The sequence below is a fragment of the Microcoleus vaginatus FACHB-2002 genome (assembly GCF_040004035.1).
In the GTDB taxonomy this organism is placed as follows: domain Bacteria; phylum Cyanobacteriota; class Cyanobacteriia; order Cyanobacteriales; family Microcoleaceae; genus Microcoleus; species Microcoleus vaginatus_C.
In genome coordinates, this window is sequence record NZ_JAMPLN010000062.1 from 1 (window position 1) to 21,125 (window position 21,125).

A 21,125-nucleotide genomic window follows, 5' to 3' on the forward strand; every position below is an offset into this window, starting at 1 on the left:
GGCGACTTAGGGGCAACAATTAATTCAATAAACGGTAGCAATTTCGTTAAATATAAGTTTTACGTTCCTCTCCCGCAAGAACAACAAAAAATCGCTGACTGCCTTTCTTCCCTTGACGAACTGATCGCCGCCCAAACCCAAGCGATCTCTACACTCAAAACCCACAAAAAAGGACTAATGCAGCAGCTTTTTCCATCAGTTGACAAGGTGAAATGATGAGTAGAAGTAACGGAATATCAACTTATCAATCTATGCGGCGACTCGTGCAAAGGCTGCGCGATGACTTAAATGGTGGAGGACAAGATTTAGTTTTGCTCTACGCCTACAATAGAACAGGCAAAACCCGTCTGTCGATGGCGTTCAAAGATGCAGGTAAGAGAAACGATGCGCAGGGTGATACGCTCTATTTCAACGCTTATACAGAAGACCTGTTTTACTGGGACAACGATCTTGAGGGGGATAGCGATCGCCATCTCAAGATTAACTCTACATCTCGTTTTTTTTCGGGATTCAGAGAGCTAGCACTAGAAGAAAAAATCTTTGAATACCTACAGCGTTATGTTGATTTTAATTTCCGAATTGACTACGAAGAATGGAAAATCACCTTTTCACGTCAAAACGAGCAAAATATAAAAGTATCTCGCGGCGAAGAAAATATATTCATTTGGTGCATTTATTTGGCAATTTGCAAACTTGTCATCGCCAACGATGAATCTTACTCTTGGGTGAAATATCTTTATATCGACGATCCTATTTCTTCATTAGACGACAACAATGCTATTGCAGTAGCCAGTGATTTAGCGCGATTGCTCAAACAGACTCGGGAAAGTCTTAAAACTGTGATTTCCTCCCATCACGCTCTTTTTTTCAATGTTATTCACAATGAATTTAGAAGCTCAACAGTGAAATGCAAAAGTTATTTCTATCACCGTCCAAATAACTTAGAAAAATACACGTTGCAGGCAACTGATGACACACCCTTCTTTCATCACGTAGCTATGCTGAGTGAATTGAAACGAGCAGCAGATTCAGGCAGGCTCTATACACATCATTTCAATATGCTGCGGAGCATTCTTGAAAAAACAGCCATCTTTTTTGGCTTCAAGGACTTTTCTGAGTGCATTAGAGGTGTGGATGATGAAATTTTGTATAGTCGGGCTTTGAATCTTTTGAGTCATGGCGATTATTCAATCTACGAACCGATGGAAATGGTTAGCGATACCAAGGATTTGTTTAAAACAATTCTGGAACTTTTTCTACGTCGCTACCGTTTCGCCTTACCTGAATTGACAACCGAACTATCCGAGACAACAGAGCAACCATGACCGAACAAAATCAAAAACAACTAGGCAATACCCTGTGGGGCATTGCAGACCAACTGCGCGGAGCCATGAACGCCGACGACTTCCGCGATTATATGCTGTCGTTCCTATTTTTGCGCTACCTCTCAGACAACTACGAAACCGCCGCCCAAAAAGAACTAGGGTCAGACTACCCAGATAACCAAGCCCAGCCCAATACCACACCGCTACAACTCTGGTATAACCAAAATCCCGACGACATTGCCGAATTTGAAAAACAGATGCGCCGCAAAGTGCATTATGTGATCCAACCGCAACACCTTTGGGGCAGCATTGCCGAAATGGCTCGCACTCAAGATAAAGAACTGCTGCGAACCCTTCACGATGGCTTCAAATACATTGAAAACGAATCTTTTGCCAGCACCTTCCAAGGCTTATTTTCGGAAATCAATCTAGACTCTGAAAAGCTAGGCAAAACTTACAGCAATCGTAATGCCAAACTCTGCACCATCATCAAAGCGATCGCCGAAGGACTAGAGCAGTTTTCCACTAACAGCGACACCCTCGGCGACGCCTACGAATACCTAATCGGACAATTTGCGTCTGGTTCTGGCCAAAAAGCAGGCGAATTCTACACCCCCCAACAAATTTCCAGCATTTTGTCTGCGATCGTCACCCTAGACAGCCAAGACCCCAGCACAGGGAAGAAAAAACACCTCGACAGCATTCTCGACTTTGCCTGTGGTTCTGGTTCACTGCTGCTCAACGTGCGCCACCAGCTTGACTCCCACAGCATCAACAAAATCTACGGGCAAGAAAAGAACATCACCACCTACAACCTCGCCCGTATGAATATGCTGCTGCATGGGGTAAAGGATTCCGAGTTCGAGATATTCCACGGCGATACATTACTCAACGAATGGGAAATGCTGAGGGAAGCCAACCCCGCTAAAAAGCCCTACTTCGATGCCATAGTCGCCAATCCGCCCTTTAGCTATCGCTGGGAACCCACTGATGCTCTAGGCGAAGATATGCGTTTTAAAAATTACGGACTAGCACCCAAATCCGCCGCCGACTTTGCCTTTCTGCTGCACGGTTTCCATTTCCTCAAGCCAGAAGGCACAATGGCGATCGTGCTGCCCCACGGCGTACTGTTCCGAGGCGGCGCAGAAGAACGTATTCGCACCAAACTGCTCAAAGACGGCAACATCGACACCGTAATCGGCTTACCCGCCAACCTGTTCTATTCCACAGGCATACCAGTCTGCATTGTGGTGCTTAAAAAATGCAAAAAGTCTGATGATGTGCTGTTCATCAACGCTAGCGAACACTTTGAGAAGGGTAAGCGACAAAATCGCCTACTGCCAGAGCATATCCATAAGATCGTTGACACCTACCAGTTCCGCAAAGAGGAGGAGCGTTATTCCCGCCGTATCTCAATGGAAGAAATTGAGACGCAGGGTTACAACCTCAATATTTCCCGTTATATCAGCACCGCCATGCTGGAGGAAGAAATAGATCTCGGTGCTGTGAATGGGAAACTGCTGGCTCTGGACAATAAAATTGTGGCAGCCACGAAAAAGCATAACGAGTTTCTCAAGGAGCTTGGCTTACCGCCTTTGCCCTAATTTGAGTTTTTTGAATAGTTGAAGCTACGGCGCAGGTGCTAGCGGACAAACCTCACAAACCAGAGCTTCCACTGTTTTTGCTCCGTTGGAGTTAGGTCATCCAGAATTTGCTGTTTGTTCGTGTAACCCCGCTGGTCGCAGTCCCTAACTATTGCTGTAATCTGCCAAAAGCATTACAGGACTTACGCAATGACACTCTATATAGCGTCATTGCGTAAGTTCTGCATCTTACTAAAAACTAAACCGAGATGCCATTGCTTCCAATTCAGCTCGACTGAAGGAACGTAACTGAGCAGCTCTCTCCTTCACCAAGGGAAGGATTGACTGGTAACGTTCGCAGTCCTGGCATTTTTGCAGCTCACCTGGAACCCTACACTTGCATCCCAGCACAATTTCTTCGGAAAAATCTTGCTGACAGCTCAGACAAGTGTAAGTCTGAACCTGGTCGGGCTTTCGAGACTGACTTACTTGTTCAGATTGACAGAAGGGACATTGAACCGGATTTAAGTCCAAATCGCAACTGTTCAGCACTTCTTGCAGCGCAACCAGACTTCTGAGCTGGTTCAACTCAACTTTGAGTAGAATGTTCATAATAAGTTCGAGGAATTAATCTAGTTTTGGGTTTTCAAGAGAATCGAATTGACTTGGCCTTGCCCGATAAAAATTTTTTGGACAATTTTGTGATAAACTTCCACCTTTTCTTCATCTGAGAGAGTATGCCAGAAACTTAGGTTATTGCCAGTACGGATGATTTCTTCAACACTTTTGTTGGTAAGCAAACCAGTTAAATTTATTTCATCAGTAATTTCCTGCCGCAGCCCCTCTTTCAGCTTTTCATTGTTAATATTGAAGCCTGGGAAACTCTCAGCTACCTTGAGTTGTTCTTCAAGCTCTATTAACCTATTAGATTTTTGGGGTTCTATTTCTTCGCCTTTACCTAACTCCGAGCGCAGCTCCCATGACTTTTGAACTAAAAATTTTACCAAAAAGTCTTCAATGTCCTGTTTCCCAACTGACTGGCGGTTCTGACAGCCCATCCCAAAATGCCGACAGGCAAAGTAAAAGTATTTTTTCTTTTTGCTCATCGAAGTTTTAGTAATACATCTCGAACCACACTCCCGACAATAAATGAGTCCGCGCTGATAGTAGTAATACTCCTTGGCTCCGCTTGAACCCGAGATTGCTGGCAAAAAGCTTCCTACGAGCTTCTGATTAGCAGTGCAAATTTCTTGGATCTCTTTAGCCTCTTCCTCGGTCAGCAACCGCTGGTCTGAATGAGTATTAGAAATAATATTCCACTCTTGCGGGGAAGTCACCTGTCGCTTTTTTCCTACAACTTTTGTTTTGTTGTAAACAGTATGACCACGAAGAACTGGATTATACAGCCAGCGAAGAAAACCGCTCTTAGTCCAATTAAAAAGGGCAGAGTAGTTGCGTTTTTTGGTTGTCGCTATTTTTCTAAACCCATATTTGTCATAAGCATTTTTCACAGTAGCCCTCGCATCTCGTGAAGAGAGAAACTCCTCAATCATTTCTCTGCCGATTTGCGCGAGGCTCCGACCGACAACTTCTGCTTCATCGTTTTGTTCTGGCCAGTCTTTTATCTTAGTTGACAGGGAACTTTCGGCGGGTCGGTCTTCTAGCAGGCAAAGAACGGGCCGTGTATCCAGCTCATACTTCTTGTTCACAACTCGATAACCCCAAGGAGCAGCTTCACAGGCAGCTTGGTTGTTGCGCTGATGCTGTTTGCCGTGCTTAACTCGATCTGATATAAGAGCAACTTCCATTTCTGCAACTGCCCCCAATATATTGAGCATCAGCATTCCCTGGGAAGTTGCTAAATCAATATTCTGATCCAGAACTATTAAGTTAACTCCTGCTTCCTGGAAGCAGTTAATACACTCTCTCAGCTTCGGCAGCGATCTGGCGAGTCGGTCGATTTTGGTAATCAGCACTACGTCAACTTCTCGGTTTTTTACTTTTTGCATCAGTTTTCCCAACTCCGGTCGGTCGTCGTTTTTGCCTGACTCAATATCTTCAAAGATTTCTGTGGCGCCTGCCCCTAATAACCTTGCTTTTTGTTGTTCGCGAGCCGGAGTGTTGAAAGCCTGGTCTTTAGTTGAAAGCCGTTCGTAACCAACAATTATTTGGCGTTTCTCTGAATTCATGGGAGGTTTCTGATAAAGGACTGTGTATGAAGATTGTAGCTATTTTTGTGCAACTACCGTCGAGGCTGTTGTTGCACAAAAAAGCCCCTAAAGCCCCAAGTTTTGCATTGCTATTCGCACGAAAAATAACTTGATGCCTCTTTGATATGAATATCAAAACCATCAAGCTAGTGGAGTTTTTTGCGAATTTATGAAGGAATGTTAAGAAGACCAGTACCAGGTGATGTAGCCAGTTTTGTCTATCTCTGCTTCAATGGAAAGAATTTTGCTGGTTCGCTGAGTTTTATGAGGAACGCCTTTTCTCCAATGGAGTTCCGAATCAAACAGAGTAATCAATTTCCTTTGAGTTTTGAGATAAGTTTGCCACAGCTTTTTGAAATTGCGTTGATTTTTGTGCTTCCATAAAGCTAGAATCCAATATCCTTCCCACTCCGTCTCTTTGAGGAGGTTTAGATAATCACACTCTAGGGTTTCACCCGTAAATTGATCTGCCAAGAACTTTAGCCATTTGCAGCGGTGGGCGCGTTGTTCTCTTTTGTCAGGCCATAAAGGTTCGGGTTTAAATGGTTTTTTTGATAAGCTGGATTGAAACTTGTCTTTTAAAAACCGCAGAAATAAGTCTTGAGAATTTTGGAAAGGGTAATCAATCCCTTCAGTTTTGGCCCAATCTCGGATTAGTGGTTCTCCGGTAAGGATCAGGTCATAAACGGCTTTTTCGGCATCCGTCTCTAATTGGAGGTTTTTAAGTGCAGTTTTAGGGATCATTTGGCTAAGAAGCTGTTCCAAATCTGCTTGGTTAGGCATGAGGTTGAAGATTTTTTGAGAAAGTAAGATAGCCTTGGCTTGCCAATAGAGCTGGACGCATCTCATCCAATAACGCTGCTGGTTATTCTCTGGAATCAAATCAAATGAAGCGACGGTTCTAATAGCCTGTGCTAGTCGTATAAATTGGGGAGTTTGGGGGGTGTCAGGTAAATTTATGTAAATAAAAGGAATTTGGTTTCGTTTGATTCCGAGAGCGGCTTCTTCAGCAATTGCTCGCTCCATCTCTTTTGCCAGAGTAGTTAGGAACGGAACTTCTCTAGGGCCAGGGTTTTCATTGAGAATGTCCATAAATATTTTGTGTTGCATTTAATTTAATCCGCTTATCTCCTCCCAGACCGTCACTACTTAATTTTGGTAGGGGTGTCTCAGCATGGAGGCTTGAGAACTAAGTTCAAAGATAATAGTTAAACTACAGATTGCCGCAATTTCAGAGGCGATGAGCTAACTGTCCAATTTGACAGAGCTTTATCTTGATGACAATCGGATTACTCAAATTCCAGAAGTGATCGGCTAAATGTTGAATCTGACCAGTTTTCACCTGAGTGACAATCAGATTACCTAAATCCCAGATACGATTGGTCAACTATCAAATCAGACACAGCTTTAACTCAATAAGAATCAGCTCGCTAAAATCCCAGAGCAATCGGCATATTATCGAATTTGACCCAGCTCTACCTCAATAAGAATCAGATCGCGGAACTTTACGTCGTGTCCTATTTTGCCTGTATCTCGGCTATCCCCGTAATGTGCGATTACCACACAGGACGCGATCGCAAAAAAACCGAATCGTCGCGATTTTGAGTTTTTAAACCAGAGGCTTAAGCCACGACAAAACCTCCCATTTTTTGCTTATTGATGAGCTATGATCGTTTTTGCTTTTCCTTCTTCCGGTTTTTTCGCCTCAAGTTTTCCCCGTTTTGTCCTTTCCTCTTTTTTGAGAACCGAAGAGTTTTATAAGATAAACTTATTCTTTAACTCTTCTCTAAGCTCTGGCTCTTTCTTTTTTTTGAGAAAAGAAGAGTTTTACAAAAGAAACTTATTCTCTAGGTTTTCTCTAAATCGCGCGGCGACTCGATTTTGACGCATAAAGCCCGCTTATCAATTGCGGTCTGAATGCGACTTCTTCGTCGCCTTGCCGACACGAGACGATGATTTAGGACATAGATATTGCAGTGAGGCTTCCACCACTCCCCAAGCATCGAAATTAAGCCCTCCTCTCGGCATAGTTTTGCGGGAATATTTTTAGGGAGTGGTAGACGTTCCATCACTTGCTTTTTAACGAGGGGTGGCAACTCTTCACGAAAAACTCGCACTGGAGAGGCCACCAGCCTGTAGCTATTTGAAAGGTGGCGACTCACCGTCGCAGGAGATAACCCGCGTAACTGTGCGATCGCCTCAATACTTCCGCCGTAGAAGCGGAAACCCGGCTCAACATAAATGAACCTATCGCTCTTTCCCAGTACCCGCGCCGGTTTTTCACAGGTGTGCAGAGCTGTCGGCCCAATTAGCTGCGTCGGTTGCTGAAGGTCTGAGCCCTCAGCTTTTATTTGCCGCATCTCTTCTTGCCGCTGCCGGTGAAAAGATGCTCGTTGCAAATATTGCGCCTCGATTTCTGTAGCGATGATATTGAGGCAAGATAATTCGTCAATCTTGATGGCGGCGATCGGGCCGAGCTTGTCGATTCCGGCGATCGCGATCGCTCTTTCGAGGCTGGTGTAATAAACTGTAACCCAGTTGCCGCGCTGTAGATAATCACGGATCAACCCGGAATTCTTGGCGGCACACAATAATTTTCGGATGTGTCCGGCGCTGCGATTTAAAATTCTGGCTGCTGCCGTGATGTTAAATTGTCCCTTCCCGCACCCTTTTGGTTTGCCGCCAGGACTGCGACGGGATAGATCGAAGCGGCGAGCGAGCAACCAGATCCACATTTGGTGGCCGAAATGCTTTAACAATCGTACCGGGAACCGCACTAAATCTGGCTCCTCAGAGTTCACATACTCGCTATGCCAATTCTCGCAGACCTCGATCAGCCATTCGGGCGCTGGTAGCGGAGGATTGTTAACCGGATTGTTGAGCCAAATATAAGGTTTGTTTGTTTCTGGGTGCAGGCTTGGCGGTAGCACGCTCTGTCTTCCCCGCCAATGAAACTCCAAACGCTCCTTCTTGCCGTCATCACCGATAATCCCGGTGGGGATTGACAGATTGTGTAATCGATGCCAGCTAGCCTCTGGTACTGAGAACAGACATTGCTTTCTGCCAGCTCGACCACTTGACCACGCGGTTGTCTCTGAGAAAATGGCGAGGCTGTTGCTGCCAGCTAGCTTGGCTAACATCTCGGTGGCTGATTCGCCGTCGATGTCGATCGCTAACAGCCCGTTGCCCAGCTTTAAGCCAACGCCTGTAGCCCTGCCAGTTTGGAGTTCAGCAAGAATTTCTGGGTGACTATATGATTTTTGAGTCCATTTCTCTTCATAAGCCCGTTTACCGCAGACAGGTACTAGCGGCCAAGTGTAAGGGATTTCAGGTGAAATGCAATCTTGATTAAATCGGTCAAGATAATGTAACTTGCTTTGTAAGGTCATACTCGCCTTGGACAGGAGGTATGACCGCTTTTTTGTGGGCGGGTTCTAGATTAGTTTGCGTTGCAACGCTTGCACTGATAAACTGAAATTACGTAATTAAACAATGTTTGGCCCGCCCGCAAAGCGGCCATTTTTTTTGGCAATTTTAGGGCTAACCGGAAGCTAGCTCTAGTTCTTGAGATCGCTTGCAATCACCGTCGTGATACCAAACTGATCGCAATATCAATAATATTATGATCAAAGAATCAACTTGGCAATAGCAAATTTATTAAATCCCTCCTTCGCCATAATTCTTTACAAATTTACTATTGTTACTAGCAATAAATGTATGTACGCGGTGCTGGTGTGTCATTTGACCCGCCCTGCTGTCGAGTTTCTCTTTCCTAAAATGGAAGGCAAAAGAATAACTAATAGAAACTTATAGAAATACAAAATGATTGTGTAACGGCGGAGTTACCGCCTCATTCCTCACATCCCGCGATATCAACTATTTTAAAAAAACCTATTTTGCCTTGCTTGAGCCGGCAAGCGGACGCAAGCTTTAGTGTGTCCCTATCTGGCTGCTACCTCACGGCTTGCTTTCATATGTCGCATAATACCTACAACCCTATAGGGTTGAAATTCTCGTTTACTCAAAAAATGCGACGTTTAAGCTCTGCCATTTGATGACACTGGATCATAAGTGGTACGGATCAACCTGGGGTTGAGCATTACAGCCAAGTAGATGAAATCTAAGCCGGATAAAGGTTTGACGCCTTGACTGAAAGAATCAATCAGGGAGCTAATGGATAATCAACGCCTGAAACCCTTGCTCTGTGGCTGTTTGAGGAGTGAAATATTTTGTCGGCCTCTAGGGTTCGGCAGAATACCTTATAGGTGAAGTGGAGACGATGAACAATACCCGTCAATAACGCAGTGATATTCAGCCTCAGCAACCTTGTACATTGCTCTCATTAGCTCCGTCTCCCAGCCTCACCTATTTTTGCAGCCTCTTGCTTCAATCCTCAATCAATTCAGGCCATAAAACAGCTTCAAGTTTACTCCCGCGCGGTTGCTCAAAAACTGGCTCGAAAATTGTCTCAAACTCTTACCCCACAAGGGGAAACTAAACGATGATAACCGAATACTTTCAAACCATACGTGACCCAATCCAGGCACACCGTGTCGCCATGAATCGAAAGTATCTTTTTTTACCGCTCTTTTCTCTGTTTTCTCTGGCTGGCGCGCTGAGAATTTCTGTGCCTGACTTATGGGTCTTCTTACAGTGGCAACGGAACTCGGACACAAGCGAAAGAGAAAATTGATTATTTTTTGAAATTGCGCGCCGACAAAATTGATCGCCAAAACTCCTGAAGCCGTTATAGTTATGAGTAATTGGGGCAAACCTGTTGCTAGTTACCAATTGCAAATTACTTACCGTGTTAAAAAAACTCCCTTGACATTTTCGGTCGGGGGACTTTTTTTTGTTTGGGCGATCGGATAGCTAACGAGCGAAAAAAACCCGGTATTTACCGGGGAAAGTTCCTAATATCCTGGGATGTGTCGTCTCAGAACTTCTTGATTATCCAGGAAGATAGGAGTTCTTACTTTGATAGCTCTCATCACCGTAGTAATTATCATTAGGGTTAGGCTGCTGATAAGTTGTAGGCAATGCTTCAATCCCTAGTTGCTTAAGGTACATAGCATCGTGCAGCTTGAAATAAGCGCTCTTATCGCCCGCTGCCCAGAGTGCCATCAATTGCTCTCTCTCGGCTTCATCCTCACTCCCAGTAAAATCAATCTTCATCATCACTCCCAAGAATTTCTAAGATTGTCTCAACATCTGCGAGCGTTGTGGTTGATTTTTTTCGCTTGGCTTTCAACTGGTTGCACAAGTCGGCGGCCTCTGGTAATCCCAGTTCTGTCGCTGGTTGCTGTGTGTTAGCAGAGGCTGGATTCTGTTGGGCTCCATTATCCAATTGTTTTTGCAGACTTTCTCGTTCTACCCTTTCTTCTGCAAGGCGCGATTGCAATACTCGCAGGTCTTCGCGAAGATTGTTGATTACTAAGGCACTTGATTCTTGGAGCTTGGCAAAGTCGGCGTCGGTTTCCTTCGGTTCTTGCTGCAAGTTTCGTATGTCAGTCTGTAATCGCTGGTTTTCATCGCGAAGTGCCCCTACTTTCCATTCAAGATTATCCCTCTCCCCCTCCAATTCCTTGAAAGCGTCCCTCCACCTTTGATTATTCGTTTTAGCCTCTTCAAATTCCTGTGTGGTTATTGCTAGTTGTTCTTCTGTTTGCGTGAGTTGTTGCCTAAGAGATTCGCTGTCGTTGTTTTCTCTTAGGCGATTGTCCCCCACCAGTTCAGCTCTCAATTCTGCCAGCGCTGTTTGTAATCGTTCTGTCTTACGCTCAACGATTTTTGTAATACGCGCTTCTAACACGCTGTCTGACAAAATCTGTCTTACGTCAGACGGCTGTTGTTTGACTTCTTTAGGTGGGGGTAACACCAAGGAGCCATCATTTAGCACCTCAATGCCCGCCCGCATAATGTCTATCAAAGTCTTAGAGCGATCGCACCCGTGTTTAGTATTTGCCGCCGGATAACGCTCTTTCCCTAAATTGTCGATCGCCTCCAACACTTCATCTGGACAGCGAAAAGTTAACGATGTCGAAGCCATTGTCTTACCTCGGTCATATATGTATGACGCAATTGTATAACATCAGTCGCTAGTGGTATGACATATAAGCAAAGATATGTCATACGCTTATTTGTCATACACCCTTTGTGTCTAACAAATTAGTCTTACAAGCGCTTGCCCAGCGTGTAACAAGTTCCAATTATGTAAGACATAAGCGTAAGACACCTATAAAAAACCCATATACGGCAAGCACTACAACCACATTACACCACAGGAAAAACCATGCAATTACTCGCCGCCAAATTCAAACAAATCGCTTCAGCAATCGAAACGACTAACGTCCAGATTGCAGCCTTACAAACCAAGCTCAGCGAACTCCAAGAACACCAACAGCAACTACCCTACCATCAGTCGAGCAAGCCTGCCAGTCCGCTCTTTCACAAGTAGACACGGCGTTGATGATGCTGCACCACGTCGATCCGTCGCAGGTTGAAATTTTCAAAGACGCGCTGGTAGTTAAATTCGGCTTGGATGCGATCGGCATTCTTGAACCCGCAAACGCACTCACCAACCCTGTATCTGAACCCGAACCCACTGCACCGGGCGGCTCCCCGCCCGGATAAAACCGATACGGTGGTTGATATTCAAGTTACCCCTACCGTACCGGTCGAGCCATAACCCTTACAGAGAGACAATATTGAGCAGGCGCTACAGGAGCGGGATATTGAGCAAGCCCTCAATAAAATGCCGTTGCCATCGTTGCGCTCGCTCGCCAAGTTGAAAGGCACGGACGCGCGCGGCACTAAAGCAAACATAGTAAGGACACTCCAGGCGATTGTTACAGTGTTTGACCTGCGGGCCACCACTGTATAACCCGGATTTACGACCAAGCCAAAAGTGTAAGACATCGCGGTCTTACACTTTTGGCTGAAATTCGTCTTACTACCTCTTGACATACGTCTTACATATCGCATACTGTAAGACTTAGAGTAAGACAAAGTTTACCTAAAAACAAACCGCCGACCCGAAGTTTCTGACGCCCAGGGCCGGCGGAATTAGCCCAACAAAAGGACTGACATGAATTTAACACAGACCAAAACGCGCAACCGCTTCCAAGTCCGACTCGATGAACTGCACTTCATCTCGATCGCCCTCTACGCAGAAGCCATCACCAACCCTACAGACGCGCTGGTGCGGCGGATTGAAGAAATCGCGATCGAACGCGAACAGGTGCACAAAGAATGGGAAGCTAGCTGGCAAGAGCCGATCGCACCTTCACCTGAAACAATCGCAACCGTAACTACCGCCCCCGCAGCCATTGGGGAAAGCGACGAACCTCCAAACAGAGAAGATAATGGTCACGGGCGAGTGCAGCCGACGGCAGCCAAAAACTTGATGCTGTCGCTAGTCTCAGTAAAGCGCCTAGTATCTGATGTGCCTGCCAGTAATTTCGATCCAAACGAGCTCGAAATCGCTGGCGAGCTGAGTCTGGCGATCGGCGGATTTACCACTCCTCCCGTACTTAAGCGAGATGGCGACGGATTCCGAGTAGTTAGCGGCCACTTCCAATATCACGCGGCAGTTCTCGCCCGGCGGCTCAATCCGAAGGCGGGCGAAACGATTCCAGCGATCGTACTTGAGGAAGAAAATCAGGCAGCGGCCCTGAACCAACTTAAGCGGCTGAAGTTCGCTGCCTAGATATCCTTGCCCCATCCTGAAAAACGGGATGGGGAATTACGTTGAGTACGTCACATCCATCAAAACTATGTCCAACCAAAATACTGAATTAATTGCATACAGAAACGAAGAGGGCGGGATAGTTCTTTCTGAAAGCATCCCTACCGGAGATTATTTGTTGAATGCAGGATACGATGACCTACAAACCTGGATTGATGAATGTGATGCAATCTCATTTAAGTTAGTAACGCACCAGGAGGGCGACACCGCAGAGGATTTTTACGCAATTGCCAAAGCAAGAAATCTGCTCAAATGCCAAAAAGTAATGGATAGTAACTCAGAAATTGCTCACCCCGTTTATTACTTCAAAGGCAATGTTGGGTATCACAAAGAGCATGAAGCTGGGTATCAAACCATTAGCGAACAAACAGCGAGGGATGGCGCTTAACTCCAAGGTTAAAGAAGCTTGCCCCACATACTAAGCTCCGGGCCGCTGCCTAGTCGCTCCGAATAACCCGCCTCATCCTTACCCGGATGGGACACTTAAAAATCTTTTTGAATCTTATATAACGGTTCTAATCTTACATTCACCCTACCGACTCAACCGCCATGAAACTTGTCCCCAACACCCATCAACCCAGTCTCCAAGTTGTTGCCGCCAACACTCCCACAGAACAGCTCGTCTGTATGTGGGTACACGGTAAGTCTAAAACCACTCAAAAACTCTACCGCCGGGTGTCGGGTCTATTGTTGGGGGCGGTCGGGAAGCCAGCACGGTATCTCACGCTGGGCGACCTGCAAAACTTCGTGGATACACTGGAGGCGCGGGGCTTATCTACTTCATCTCGTCGGACATATATCGCTGTGGTGAAATCGCTTTTATCATTTGGACACAAAACCGGGCTTATCCAAATCAATGCTGGGGCTGCACTGAATACCCCCAAGCCTAAAGATACTTTGAGCCAAAAGATCCTAACTGAAGCTGAGGTTAGGATGCTGATTGCGTCCGAACCCTGCGAACGGAATCGGTTGATATTTAAGGTTTTTTACTATGCGGGTTTGCGTGTCTCCGAGTTGTGTGGTTTGAACTGGGAGGATTTGACAAATAACGGTGAGAGCGGACAATTTTTGATTTATGGCAAGGCTGACAAAACCCGTGTGGTGCTGTTGCCGAAGTCGTTATACACCGAGCTACTAAACAGTCGAGGGGACGCGGGCAAGCTTGAACCCATTTTCAGAAGTCGCAAGAAGTCCGACGGCGGCAGGTTGAACCCTATTTCAGTTACGCAGATGGTTAAGGTTGCTGCCATTCGAGTTGGTCTGTCTGAGAAGGCATCAGCGCACTGGCTCCGGCACTGCCACGCTAGCCACGCGCTCAACAACGGTGCACCGATTCATCTTTTATCCCAAACTTTAGGTCACGCTTCAGTTGCGACCACCAGCAAGTATCTACACGCTAAGCCGAATGATTCGAGCGGATTGTATCTGACCTAGCAGTAAGGGTTTGAGGGTGTCTCTCAGAAAATTAGTGTTAAATTAATGTTAGGCATCCTAAATTCACAATAAATTGGAGACAATAAAATTGGCTAACTTTACACATAATCCTCCAGAATCAGCAGCTTTCATATATACGCTAAAAAAATATCTTGAGGCAGAAAATAAAGAAAATATTGCTGCTTTACTGGTAAATTCTAATTGTAAGTTTGTTGTAATTGATGATTCTGCATACAAAGGATGCGATTTATGCACTGCCGTAGTTTATTTTGAGGTGCCTGTTATTAGTACATCAAAATTCACAGAGAGTATAAAAAACGAATTATTCAATGCTGTTGAACTAATTTTTCCAGAAGAAACTGGTTTTGAAATTGTTGGTGTAGAAGTTTCGTCTATTATTGAAGAGCCACCAGATGATGAACAAAGATTGCCAAATTCTGCGTCGCTTGTTTCCAGAGGAAGTATAGAGTGGGATGAATTAAGATTTCGTTCTAAGTCTGAGATAGAAGTATATAAATCTTTAAAGAAACGTAATGTTCTATTTTTTGCTAATGCAACCGCTATATTGGGTGGTAAAGATAAGAAGAAGGATAAGAAAGAGCCGGACTTCTTGGTTTGCCAAAATGGTAAATGGGGCATTCTTGAAGTGATGGGAGATCTACACCACACACCTACTAACGCAATGCAAGACCATGAGAGGGCAAGACTCTTCAAGGACTACGGTGTGTCCTGCATAGAGTTTTATGATGCTATAAAATGTTACAACACTCCCGAAGGAGTGGTTGATGACTTCCTCGACCGTCTATCCAAGTTATAGTTCATACAGCAGCACAACTATTCGGTTGCAGCGACCAGGCGAAAGCCACTTGTGTTGTTACTGTTTTTCCTGTCGTCGCTGAACCGTGGGAACCCGATTAACCTACTATTCCAAACTCTCGGTCAGGCTAGTGTTGCGACCACAAGCAAGTACCTTCCTGCTAAACCCAACGGCAGCCTATTGTAAGCTTGTATTTACTTAGTCAGAGTTATCAAAAACAAAGGAGTTAAGTATTATGGAAGTGGCTATATCTATGTTTTTCGCTGAAGAAATTACCGCTACTGATGAGAAATTGAACTATTTCTCGCATGAAGAGCTGGGTCTAATTTGTCCTCACCCTAAATGTAGAGAGCTGGTCTTTCATAAGCCATGTATAGAGGGAAAAAGAGTTCCTCATTTCTCTCATTTCAAAGAGACAGGCAAGAACTGTAAGGAGGAAAGGAAGGGCAATACCTATTCCAACGAACCCAGTAAGGATTCACAGGGTAGAGAGCAAAGCTTAGAAAAATTTCAGACTACATTTAAAGACATCCTCGACCAAGCCATAATTAATAATCCTAATCAAACAATCTCAAGTATTAATGAGCTTAAAAATTGTAGACTTCAAGGTCTAAGCTTAGTGGATAGACATAAAATTGATATTAACTCATGGTTATCTTGGTTCAAAAAAGAAAGAAAACTTATTGAAGAAATTGCTTTGTCTTTAATTAAAAACCATAATGAATTATCAAAAATACAGGGTCGAATTTTAACATATATAGTTGATTACTTATGCGTTCCTGCTAGTGAATTTATTTTAGAGAATATCCTTTACTATGTGTTTTATTTGTTAAATAAAAACCTCTCTGTTAATGACGATTTTCAGGAAGTTTGCTCTAAAATTATTGAGTTAATACTTTATGTTTCTAGAAGCTTAACATTTGATGATTTCCCAAGTGAAGCTATAGGAAAACATGAGATTTTAAATTTGGGTACAACCTTAGATGAAATAGGTATTAAGCTAGAAAAGGAACATCAACGTATAAAAAATGACCCTAATTCACGAGGTTTTGGGTTCCATAAGTTTGGGTTATACTTTTCAGGGATTTACGAAAGTCGGAAAGAAATTCAGTTGCAGTACATCTCTGGCAAGCGCAAAAAGAATAAAAAAGGAAAAATAAGTTATGTGGAAAGTAAGGGAAAATTTCCCCAAACTTTGAGTGTATGTTGGGAAACAGATGGTATCGAGCACCATCTCATTTTTAAGCATAATAGCGTGATAGTTGCAACTTTTTCTAAACTGAACAATGGTTCACTTCAGTGGCAACCTTTATCGGGTTTTAATAAGTTGTCTAGGCAGATTGCAATCCCCACCGGGTGTCCATACAGCCCTATACTGAGTACGTCTCTAGAGCAATTTTTTTTACAATGGCTGATGAACCAAAAATTTGTCGAACGCCTAAGTCTAAATTGCCGTAAACTAGAATATTATCCTGAAGTAGTAAAGCTACTACTGCTGTATATGTCCTATACAGCGGAACGGGCAGAAACGGAATTACTGGGGACTGATAGACCAGTATCCCTTGATGAGGTAGCAAAAACCTATCAAAGTTTAATATCCGGTCTGGTAAAGGATAATTCTAGGATGAAAAGAATTTATGAAACAGACTCAACATTTTGGTCTATAAGTAGATAGGTTGCCTAAATGCGCTCATACTATGCCTATAGGGAGATTTTATTTTGTCCAAGCAATTTTTGTTTACAACTCCATAAGCTTAGCTTATAATAAAAAAAGTCTAAATAGTTTTACTATGAAAACAAAATTGCTACGTCAAAAAACGACCCCTATTATAGGGAAAAATATCAAGAACATTGATAAATTAACCTGTGAACAAATACTAAATTTTATGCTAAAAGCTAAAAACTGTAACCAGTTAAACCCAAACAATATGTTACTACCCGTAAAAAATATGAACACAAAAAAGCTCTCAACACCTCTGTTGTTATCACCAAGACCAAGTAAAAAGGTATCACATATTGCAGGAAGACGATTGGGCGACCCGCAATCTTCCTCCGAAATGCGGAGTTTAGCTGGTTTTGTATTAAGGAGCGAGCAACAGAGCTTAGCTGATAGGAAATCACGCCTAAGAAGTGTATACGAGCCTATCTACTTTCTGGGAGGAATGAAGCCATAGATAAACACTAGCCTCCTAATAAATGTACTGTAGCGGTTATAGACCTTCTAGGTTTTATAACCGCTACAGCTATTTTTAGTGCCTGCTTACCTGCCAGCTCCCAGCGAACTCAAACAAGCCTTGGCATAACTTAACAGAGGGCAGGTGTTGAACCACAAAAAGCCCCAACTGTTTGTAAGCTGGGGCTTTTCCGGTTTGGGCATCTGCGCCGAAGGCAGTTGGTCTTGCTCCATCACGTCCCGCGCACTCTGGTTTTGGGCTAGGGCATCATAAAAGGCGAGTTCATAGGTTCTAGCCCCAAATCTTCACCTCGTAAGAGGGATAGTTATACTGAAATTTTCCACCTAATCTCCCCTATAGTTATATTAGGCTGACGCATTTCCACCTAATCTCCCCTATAGTTGCATTAGGTGGAAAATTCCCCTCTAAATAATTGTTATGCGGCCATTTCACACCAGCAGCTATTGCCCCAAAGTAAGTATTTATGAATCAAAACTACAGAAATTCTCCAATAATATATACGTCTTTGGCTAAGGGCTTATGGCCAGAAGGTCGCCTTTCTGTACTCGCTGAGCGTTATCAATGACGGAACCACAAATCGAACAAGCATTGATCGAAAAACTGGGTGATCTCAAATACAGCTATCGCCAGGACATCCGCGATCGCGCCACACTAGAGCAAAACTTTCGCGAAAAGTTCGACTCGCTCAATCGAGTACATCTGACCGATGCCGAGTTTGCCCGACTGTTGGAGCGGCTCGTCACCCCTGATGTCTTTGTCGCCGCTCGGCATCTGCGCGAGAACAGTAGCTTTGAGCGAGACGACGGCACGCCACTGTTCTACACCCTAGTCAATATCAAGGACTGGTGCAAAAACACCTTTGAGGTGGTCAACCAACTCCGCATCAACACTGACAGCAGCCACCACCGCTATGATGTGATTCTGCTGATCAATGGTGTGCCAGTGGTGCAAATCGAGCTAAAAACCCTGACTATTAGCCCGCGTCGCGCCATGCAGCAGATCGTCGATTACAAAAACGACCCCGGCAATGGCTACGGCAAAACCCTGCTCTGCTTCCTGCAAATGTTCATCGTCAGCAATCGCAGCGATACTTGGTACTTCGCTAACAACAACAGCCGTCACTTTAGCTTTAACGCAGATGAGCGATTTCTGCCGCTTTACCAATTTGCTGACAAAGACAACAAAAAAATTACCCATCTCGATAGTTTCGCCGAGACGTTTCTGGCTAAATGTACGCTGGGACAAATGATCAGCCGCTATATGGTGCTGGTGGCCAGCGAGCAAAAGCTGATGATGATGCGGCCTTATCAGATTTATGCCGTCAAGGCGATTGTAGAGTGCATTCATCAGAACTGCGGTAATGGCTACATCTGGCACACCACCGGCAGCGGTAAGACGCTCACATCTTTTAAGGCATCGACGCTGCTCAAGGACAACCCAGATATTGAAAAATGCCTGTTTGTAGTCGATCGCAAGGATCTCGATCGCCAAACGCGGGAAGAGTTCAACAAGTTTCAGGAAGGCTGCGTCGAAGAAAACACCAACACCGAAACCTTGGTGCAGCGGCTGCTCTCCGATGACTACGCCGATAAGGTGATCGTCACCACCATCCAGAAGCTCGGTCTGGCGCTGGATGGTGGCAATAAGCGCAACTACAAGCAACGACTGGAGCCGCTCAGTAAAAAACGCATCGTCTTCATCTTTGACGAATGCCATCGATCTCAATTTGGCGACAACCACAAGGCGATCAAGGAATTTTTTCCCAATGCTCAGCTATTCGGCTTTACTGGTACGCCGATTTTTGAGCAAAATGCCAGCTATCAGCAGTTTGAAGGAGAACAAGGTTCCCACAAAACGACAGAAGACATCTTCCAGAAGGAACTGCACGCCTATACCATCACCGATGCCATCGAAGACCGCAACGTTCTGCGCTTTCACATCGACTATTACAAGCCCGAAGGCAAGAATCCGCCTAAGCCGGGGGAAGCCCTAGCTAAGAAAGCGATCGTCGAAGCGGTGCTGTCCAAGCACGATGCTGCAACTGGTGGGCGCAAGTTCAACGCCATTCTCGCTACAAGCTCCATCAACGATGCGATCGAATACCATCGCTTGTTTAAGAAAATCCAAGCCGAAAAACAGACCGAAGACAGCACTTTCCAGCCTCTGAATATAGCCTGTGTGTTTTCCCCACCCGCCGAAGGCAACAAGGACGTGCAGCAGATTCAGGAAGATCTACCTCAAGAAAAGGCTGATAACCAAGTCGCCCCTGACGAAAAGAAGGCAGCGCTGAAGGTGATCGTGGCTGATTACAACACCCGCTATGGAACCAATCACGACATCAACACCTTTGACCTGTATTATCAGGATGTGCAAAAACGCATCAAGGATCAGCAATATCCCAATCAGGACTTACCTCACGCCCATAAGATCGATGTGGTAATCGTGGTGGATATGTTGCTGACGGGGTTTGATTCCAAGTATCTGAATACGCTTTATGTAGACAAAAATCTGAAATATCACGGGCTGATTCAGGCATTTTCCCGCACTAATCGCGTGCTGAATGACACTAAGCCCTATGGCAATGTTCTCGATTTTCGTCAACAGAAGAAGGCTGTGGATGATGCCATTAAACTGTTTTCGGGTGAGTTTCAGGAGAAAGCCAAGGAAATCTGGCTGGTTGATTCGGCTACGATCGCGATCGCTAAATTTGAAAAAGCGGTTAAAACACTCGACCAGTTCATGCAATCTCAAGGCTTGGCTGCTGCGCCGGAAGAAGTACCCAACCTCAAGGGCGATGCGGCGCGTGGGCAGTTCCTTAACTTGTTTAAGGAGGTGCAACGCCTTAAGACCCAGATTGACCAATACACCGATCTCACGCTGGAAAACAAGGAAGTCATTGATCGGGTGATTCCCCCAGAGCAGTTACAAGCGTTTCGGGGTGTGTATCTGGATACTGCCCAGCGCTTGAAGTCGCAGCAGGACAAAGGTGGTAGCGCGTCTAGTTCGGAAGTGCAGCAATTGGATTTTGAGTTTGTGCTGTTTGCTTCGGCGGTGATTGATTATGACTACATCATGGGGCTACTGGCTCGCTATACGCAGGAGAAACCGGGCAAGCAGAAGATGAGCCGCGAGGAGTTGATCGGCTTGATTTTATCTGATGCGAAGTTTATGGACGATCGCGAAGACATCGCCGCCTATATCAACACGCTGCAAGTCGGTAAAGGTTTGGACGAGAAGGCGATCCGTCGGGGATATGAGGCGTTCAAGGCGGAAAAGAGTAGCCGGGAACTAGCGGATATTGCCACGAAGCATGGGCTGGAGGCTGCGGCGCTACAAGCTTTTGTAGATGGCATTTTGCGACGGATGATTTTTGATGGGGAACAGCTTAGCGATTTGCTGGCTCCCTTGGAGTTGGGCTGGAAGGCTCGCACGAAAAAAGAACTGGCCTTGATGGAGGATTTAATTCCGCTATTGCATAAGCTGGCGCAGGGCCAGGAGATTTCGGGTTTGGTGGCTTATGAGTAGTAAAGCATCATCAAGCAAGAATGCTCTGCAACAGGATTTTATCAAGATTTTGCAGCAAATCGACGAAAAACTCTCACCAGTGGTGAAAGAATTACAAATGAAGTTGTTTTGGATTGGGAAATACGGCGAGGGGGTGAGTTATGACTTTGCCTAAGTTGCGCTTTCCTGAGTTTCGGGATGCAGGGGAGTGGGAGAAAAAGCCGCTTGGGAAGCTAGGGGAGCTTGTTTCTGGACTAACATACAGCCCGAAAGATATAAGAGAAAAAGGACTATTGGTTTTAAGGTCTTC

The 21,125-nt window shown here is 45.0% G+C and carries 19 protein-coding genes; 13 read left to right on the top strand and 6 right to left on the bottom strand.

What is annotated here, in order from left to right; genetic code table 11:
- The 3 genes from NDI35_RS28420 to NDI35_RS28430 form a co-directional block, all read left to right on the top strand.
- Nucleotides 1-216: restriction endonuclease subunit S (locus tag NDI35_RS28420; RefSeq protein ID WP_445315633.1), on the top strand; the 216-nt coding region annotated here is incomplete at its 5' end.
- Nucleotides 216-1,325 (top strand): AAA family ATPase, encoded by a 1,110-nt coding sequence (locus NDI35_RS28425; RefSeq protein ID WP_445315634.1) that lies wholly within the window; start codon nt 216-218, stop codon nt 1,323-1,325. The genes NDI35_RS28420 and NDI35_RS28425, both read left to right, overlap by 1 nt.
- Nucleotides 1,322-2,929, top strand: a complete 1,608-nt coding sequence (locus NDI35_RS28430; RefSeq protein WP_445315635.1) for a type I restriction-modification system subunit M — start codon at nt 1,322-1,324, stop codon at nt 2,927-2,929. Before NDI35_RS28425 ends, NDI35_RS28430 begins: the two co-directional genes overlap by 4 nt.
- A gap of 231 nt (nt 2,930-3,160) precedes the next feature.
- On the opposite strand, the gene NDI35_RS28435 is transcribed toward NDI35_RS28430, so the two are convergent.
- From NDI35_RS28435 to NDI35_RS28460, 6 genes are all read right to left on the bottom strand, one after another.
- Nucleotides 3,161-3,520 carry a hypothetical protein gene (locus tag NDI35_RS28435; protein WP_445315636.1) on the bottom strand — a complete coding sequence of 120 codons (360 nt, stop codon included), beginning with the start codon at nt 3,518-3,520 and terminating at the stop codon, nt 3,161-3,163.
- 20 nt (nt 3,521-3,540) lie between these two features.
- Entirely contained in the window at nt 3,541-5,097 is a 1,557-nt protein-coding gene (gene xisF, locus NDI35_RS28440) for a fdxN element excision recombinase XisF (protein ID WP_445315637.1), read from the bottom strand.
- A gap of 201 nt (nt 5,098-5,298) precedes the next feature.
- Nucleotides 5,299-6,228 (bottom strand): hypothetical protein, encoded by a 930-nt coding sequence (locus NDI35_RS28445; protein ID WP_445315638.1) that lies wholly within the window; start codon nt 6,226-6,228, stop codon nt 5,299-5,301.
- A gap of 737 nt (nt 6,229-6,965) precedes the next feature.
- A complete protein-coding gene (locus tag NDI35_RS28450; protein WP_445315639.1) occupies nt 6,966-8,507 on the bottom strand; it encodes a bifunctional DNA primase/polymerase in 1,542 nt (513 codons plus the stop codon).
- Nucleotides 8,508-10,068: 1,561 nt separating this feature from the next.
- Nucleotides 10,069-10,296, bottom strand: coding sequence for a hypothetical protein (locus NDI35_RS28455; RefSeq protein ID WP_445315640.1), 228 nt, complete (start codon nt 10,294-10,296; stop codon nt 10,069-10,071).
- Complete coding sequence (locus tag NDI35_RS28460) at nt 10,283-11,167, bottom strand: hypothetical protein (RefSeq protein WP_445315641.1); 885 nt, start codon at nt 11,165-11,167, stop codon at nt 10,283-10,285. Before NDI35_RS28460 ends, NDI35_RS28455 begins: the two co-directional genes overlap by 14 nt.
- Nucleotides 11,168-11,410: 243 nt before the next feature.
- Between NDI35_RS28460 and NDI35_RS28465 the strand changes: the two genes are divergently transcribed.
- From NDI35_RS28465 to NDI35_RS28510, 10 genes are all read left to right on the top strand, one after another.
- Entirely contained in the window at nt 11,411-11,575 is a 165-nt protein-coding gene (locus tag NDI35_RS28465) for a hypothetical protein (RefSeq protein WP_445315642.1), read from the top strand.
- Between the two features lie 11 nt (nt 11,576-11,586).
- On the top strand, nt 11,587-11,751 hold the full coding sequence (locus NDI35_RS28470; protein ID WP_445315643.1) for a hypothetical protein: 165 nt from the start codon (nt 11,587-11,589) through the stop codon (nt 11,749-11,751).
- Nucleotides 11,752-12,205: 454 nt separating this feature from the next.
- Nucleotides 12,206-12,826: a ParB/RepB/Spo0J family partition protein gene (locus NDI35_RS28475; protein WP_445315644.1), complete on the top strand. Its 621-nt coding sequence runs from the start codon at nt 12,206-12,208 to the stop codon at nt 12,824-12,826.
- Nucleotides 12,827-12,854: 28 nt separating this feature from the next.
- A complete protein-coding gene (locus NDI35_RS28480) occupies nt 12,855-13,253 on the top strand; it encodes a hypothetical protein (RefSeq protein WP_445315645.1) in 399 nt (132 codons plus the stop codon).
- Between the two features lie 161 nt (nt 13,254-13,414).
- Nucleotides 13,415-14,299 (top strand): tyrosine-type recombinase/integrase, encoded by an 885-nt coding sequence (locus tag NDI35_RS28485; RefSeq protein WP_445315646.1) that lies wholly within the window; start codon nt 13,415-13,417, stop codon nt 14,297-14,299.
- Nucleotides 14,300-14,387: 88 nt separating this feature from the next.
- Entirely contained in the window at nt 14,388-15,116 is a 729-nt protein-coding gene (locus tag NDI35_RS28490; RefSeq protein ID WP_445315647.1) for a hypothetical protein, read from the top strand.
- A 235-nt stretch (nt 15,117-15,351) separates the two neighbouring features.
- Nucleotides 15,352-16,791, top strand: coding sequence for a hypothetical protein (locus NDI35_RS28495; protein ID WP_445315648.1), 1,440 nt, complete (start codon nt 15,352-15,354; stop codon nt 16,789-16,791).
- Between the two features lie 22 nt (nt 16,792-16,813).
- A complete protein-coding gene (locus NDI35_RS28500) occupies nt 16,814-17,290 on the top strand; it encodes a hypothetical protein (RefSeq protein ID WP_445315649.1) in 477 nt (158 codons plus the stop codon).
- 582 nt (nt 17,291-17,872) lie between these two features.
- Nucleotides 17,873-20,836: a type I restriction endonuclease subunit R gene (locus NDI35_RS28505; protein WP_445315650.1), complete on the top strand. Its 2,964-nt coding sequence runs from the start codon at nt 17,873-17,875 to the stop codon at nt 20,834-20,836.
- Nucleotides 20,829-20,990 carry a hypothetical protein gene (locus tag NDI35_RS28510; protein WP_445315651.1) on the top strand — a complete coding sequence of 54 codons (162 nt, stop codon included), beginning with the start codon at nt 20,829-20,831 and terminating at the stop codon, nt 20,988-20,990. Before NDI35_RS28505 ends, NDI35_RS28510 begins: the two co-directional genes overlap by 8 nt.
- The last annotated feature ends 135 nt before the right edge of the window (nt 20,991-21,125 follow it).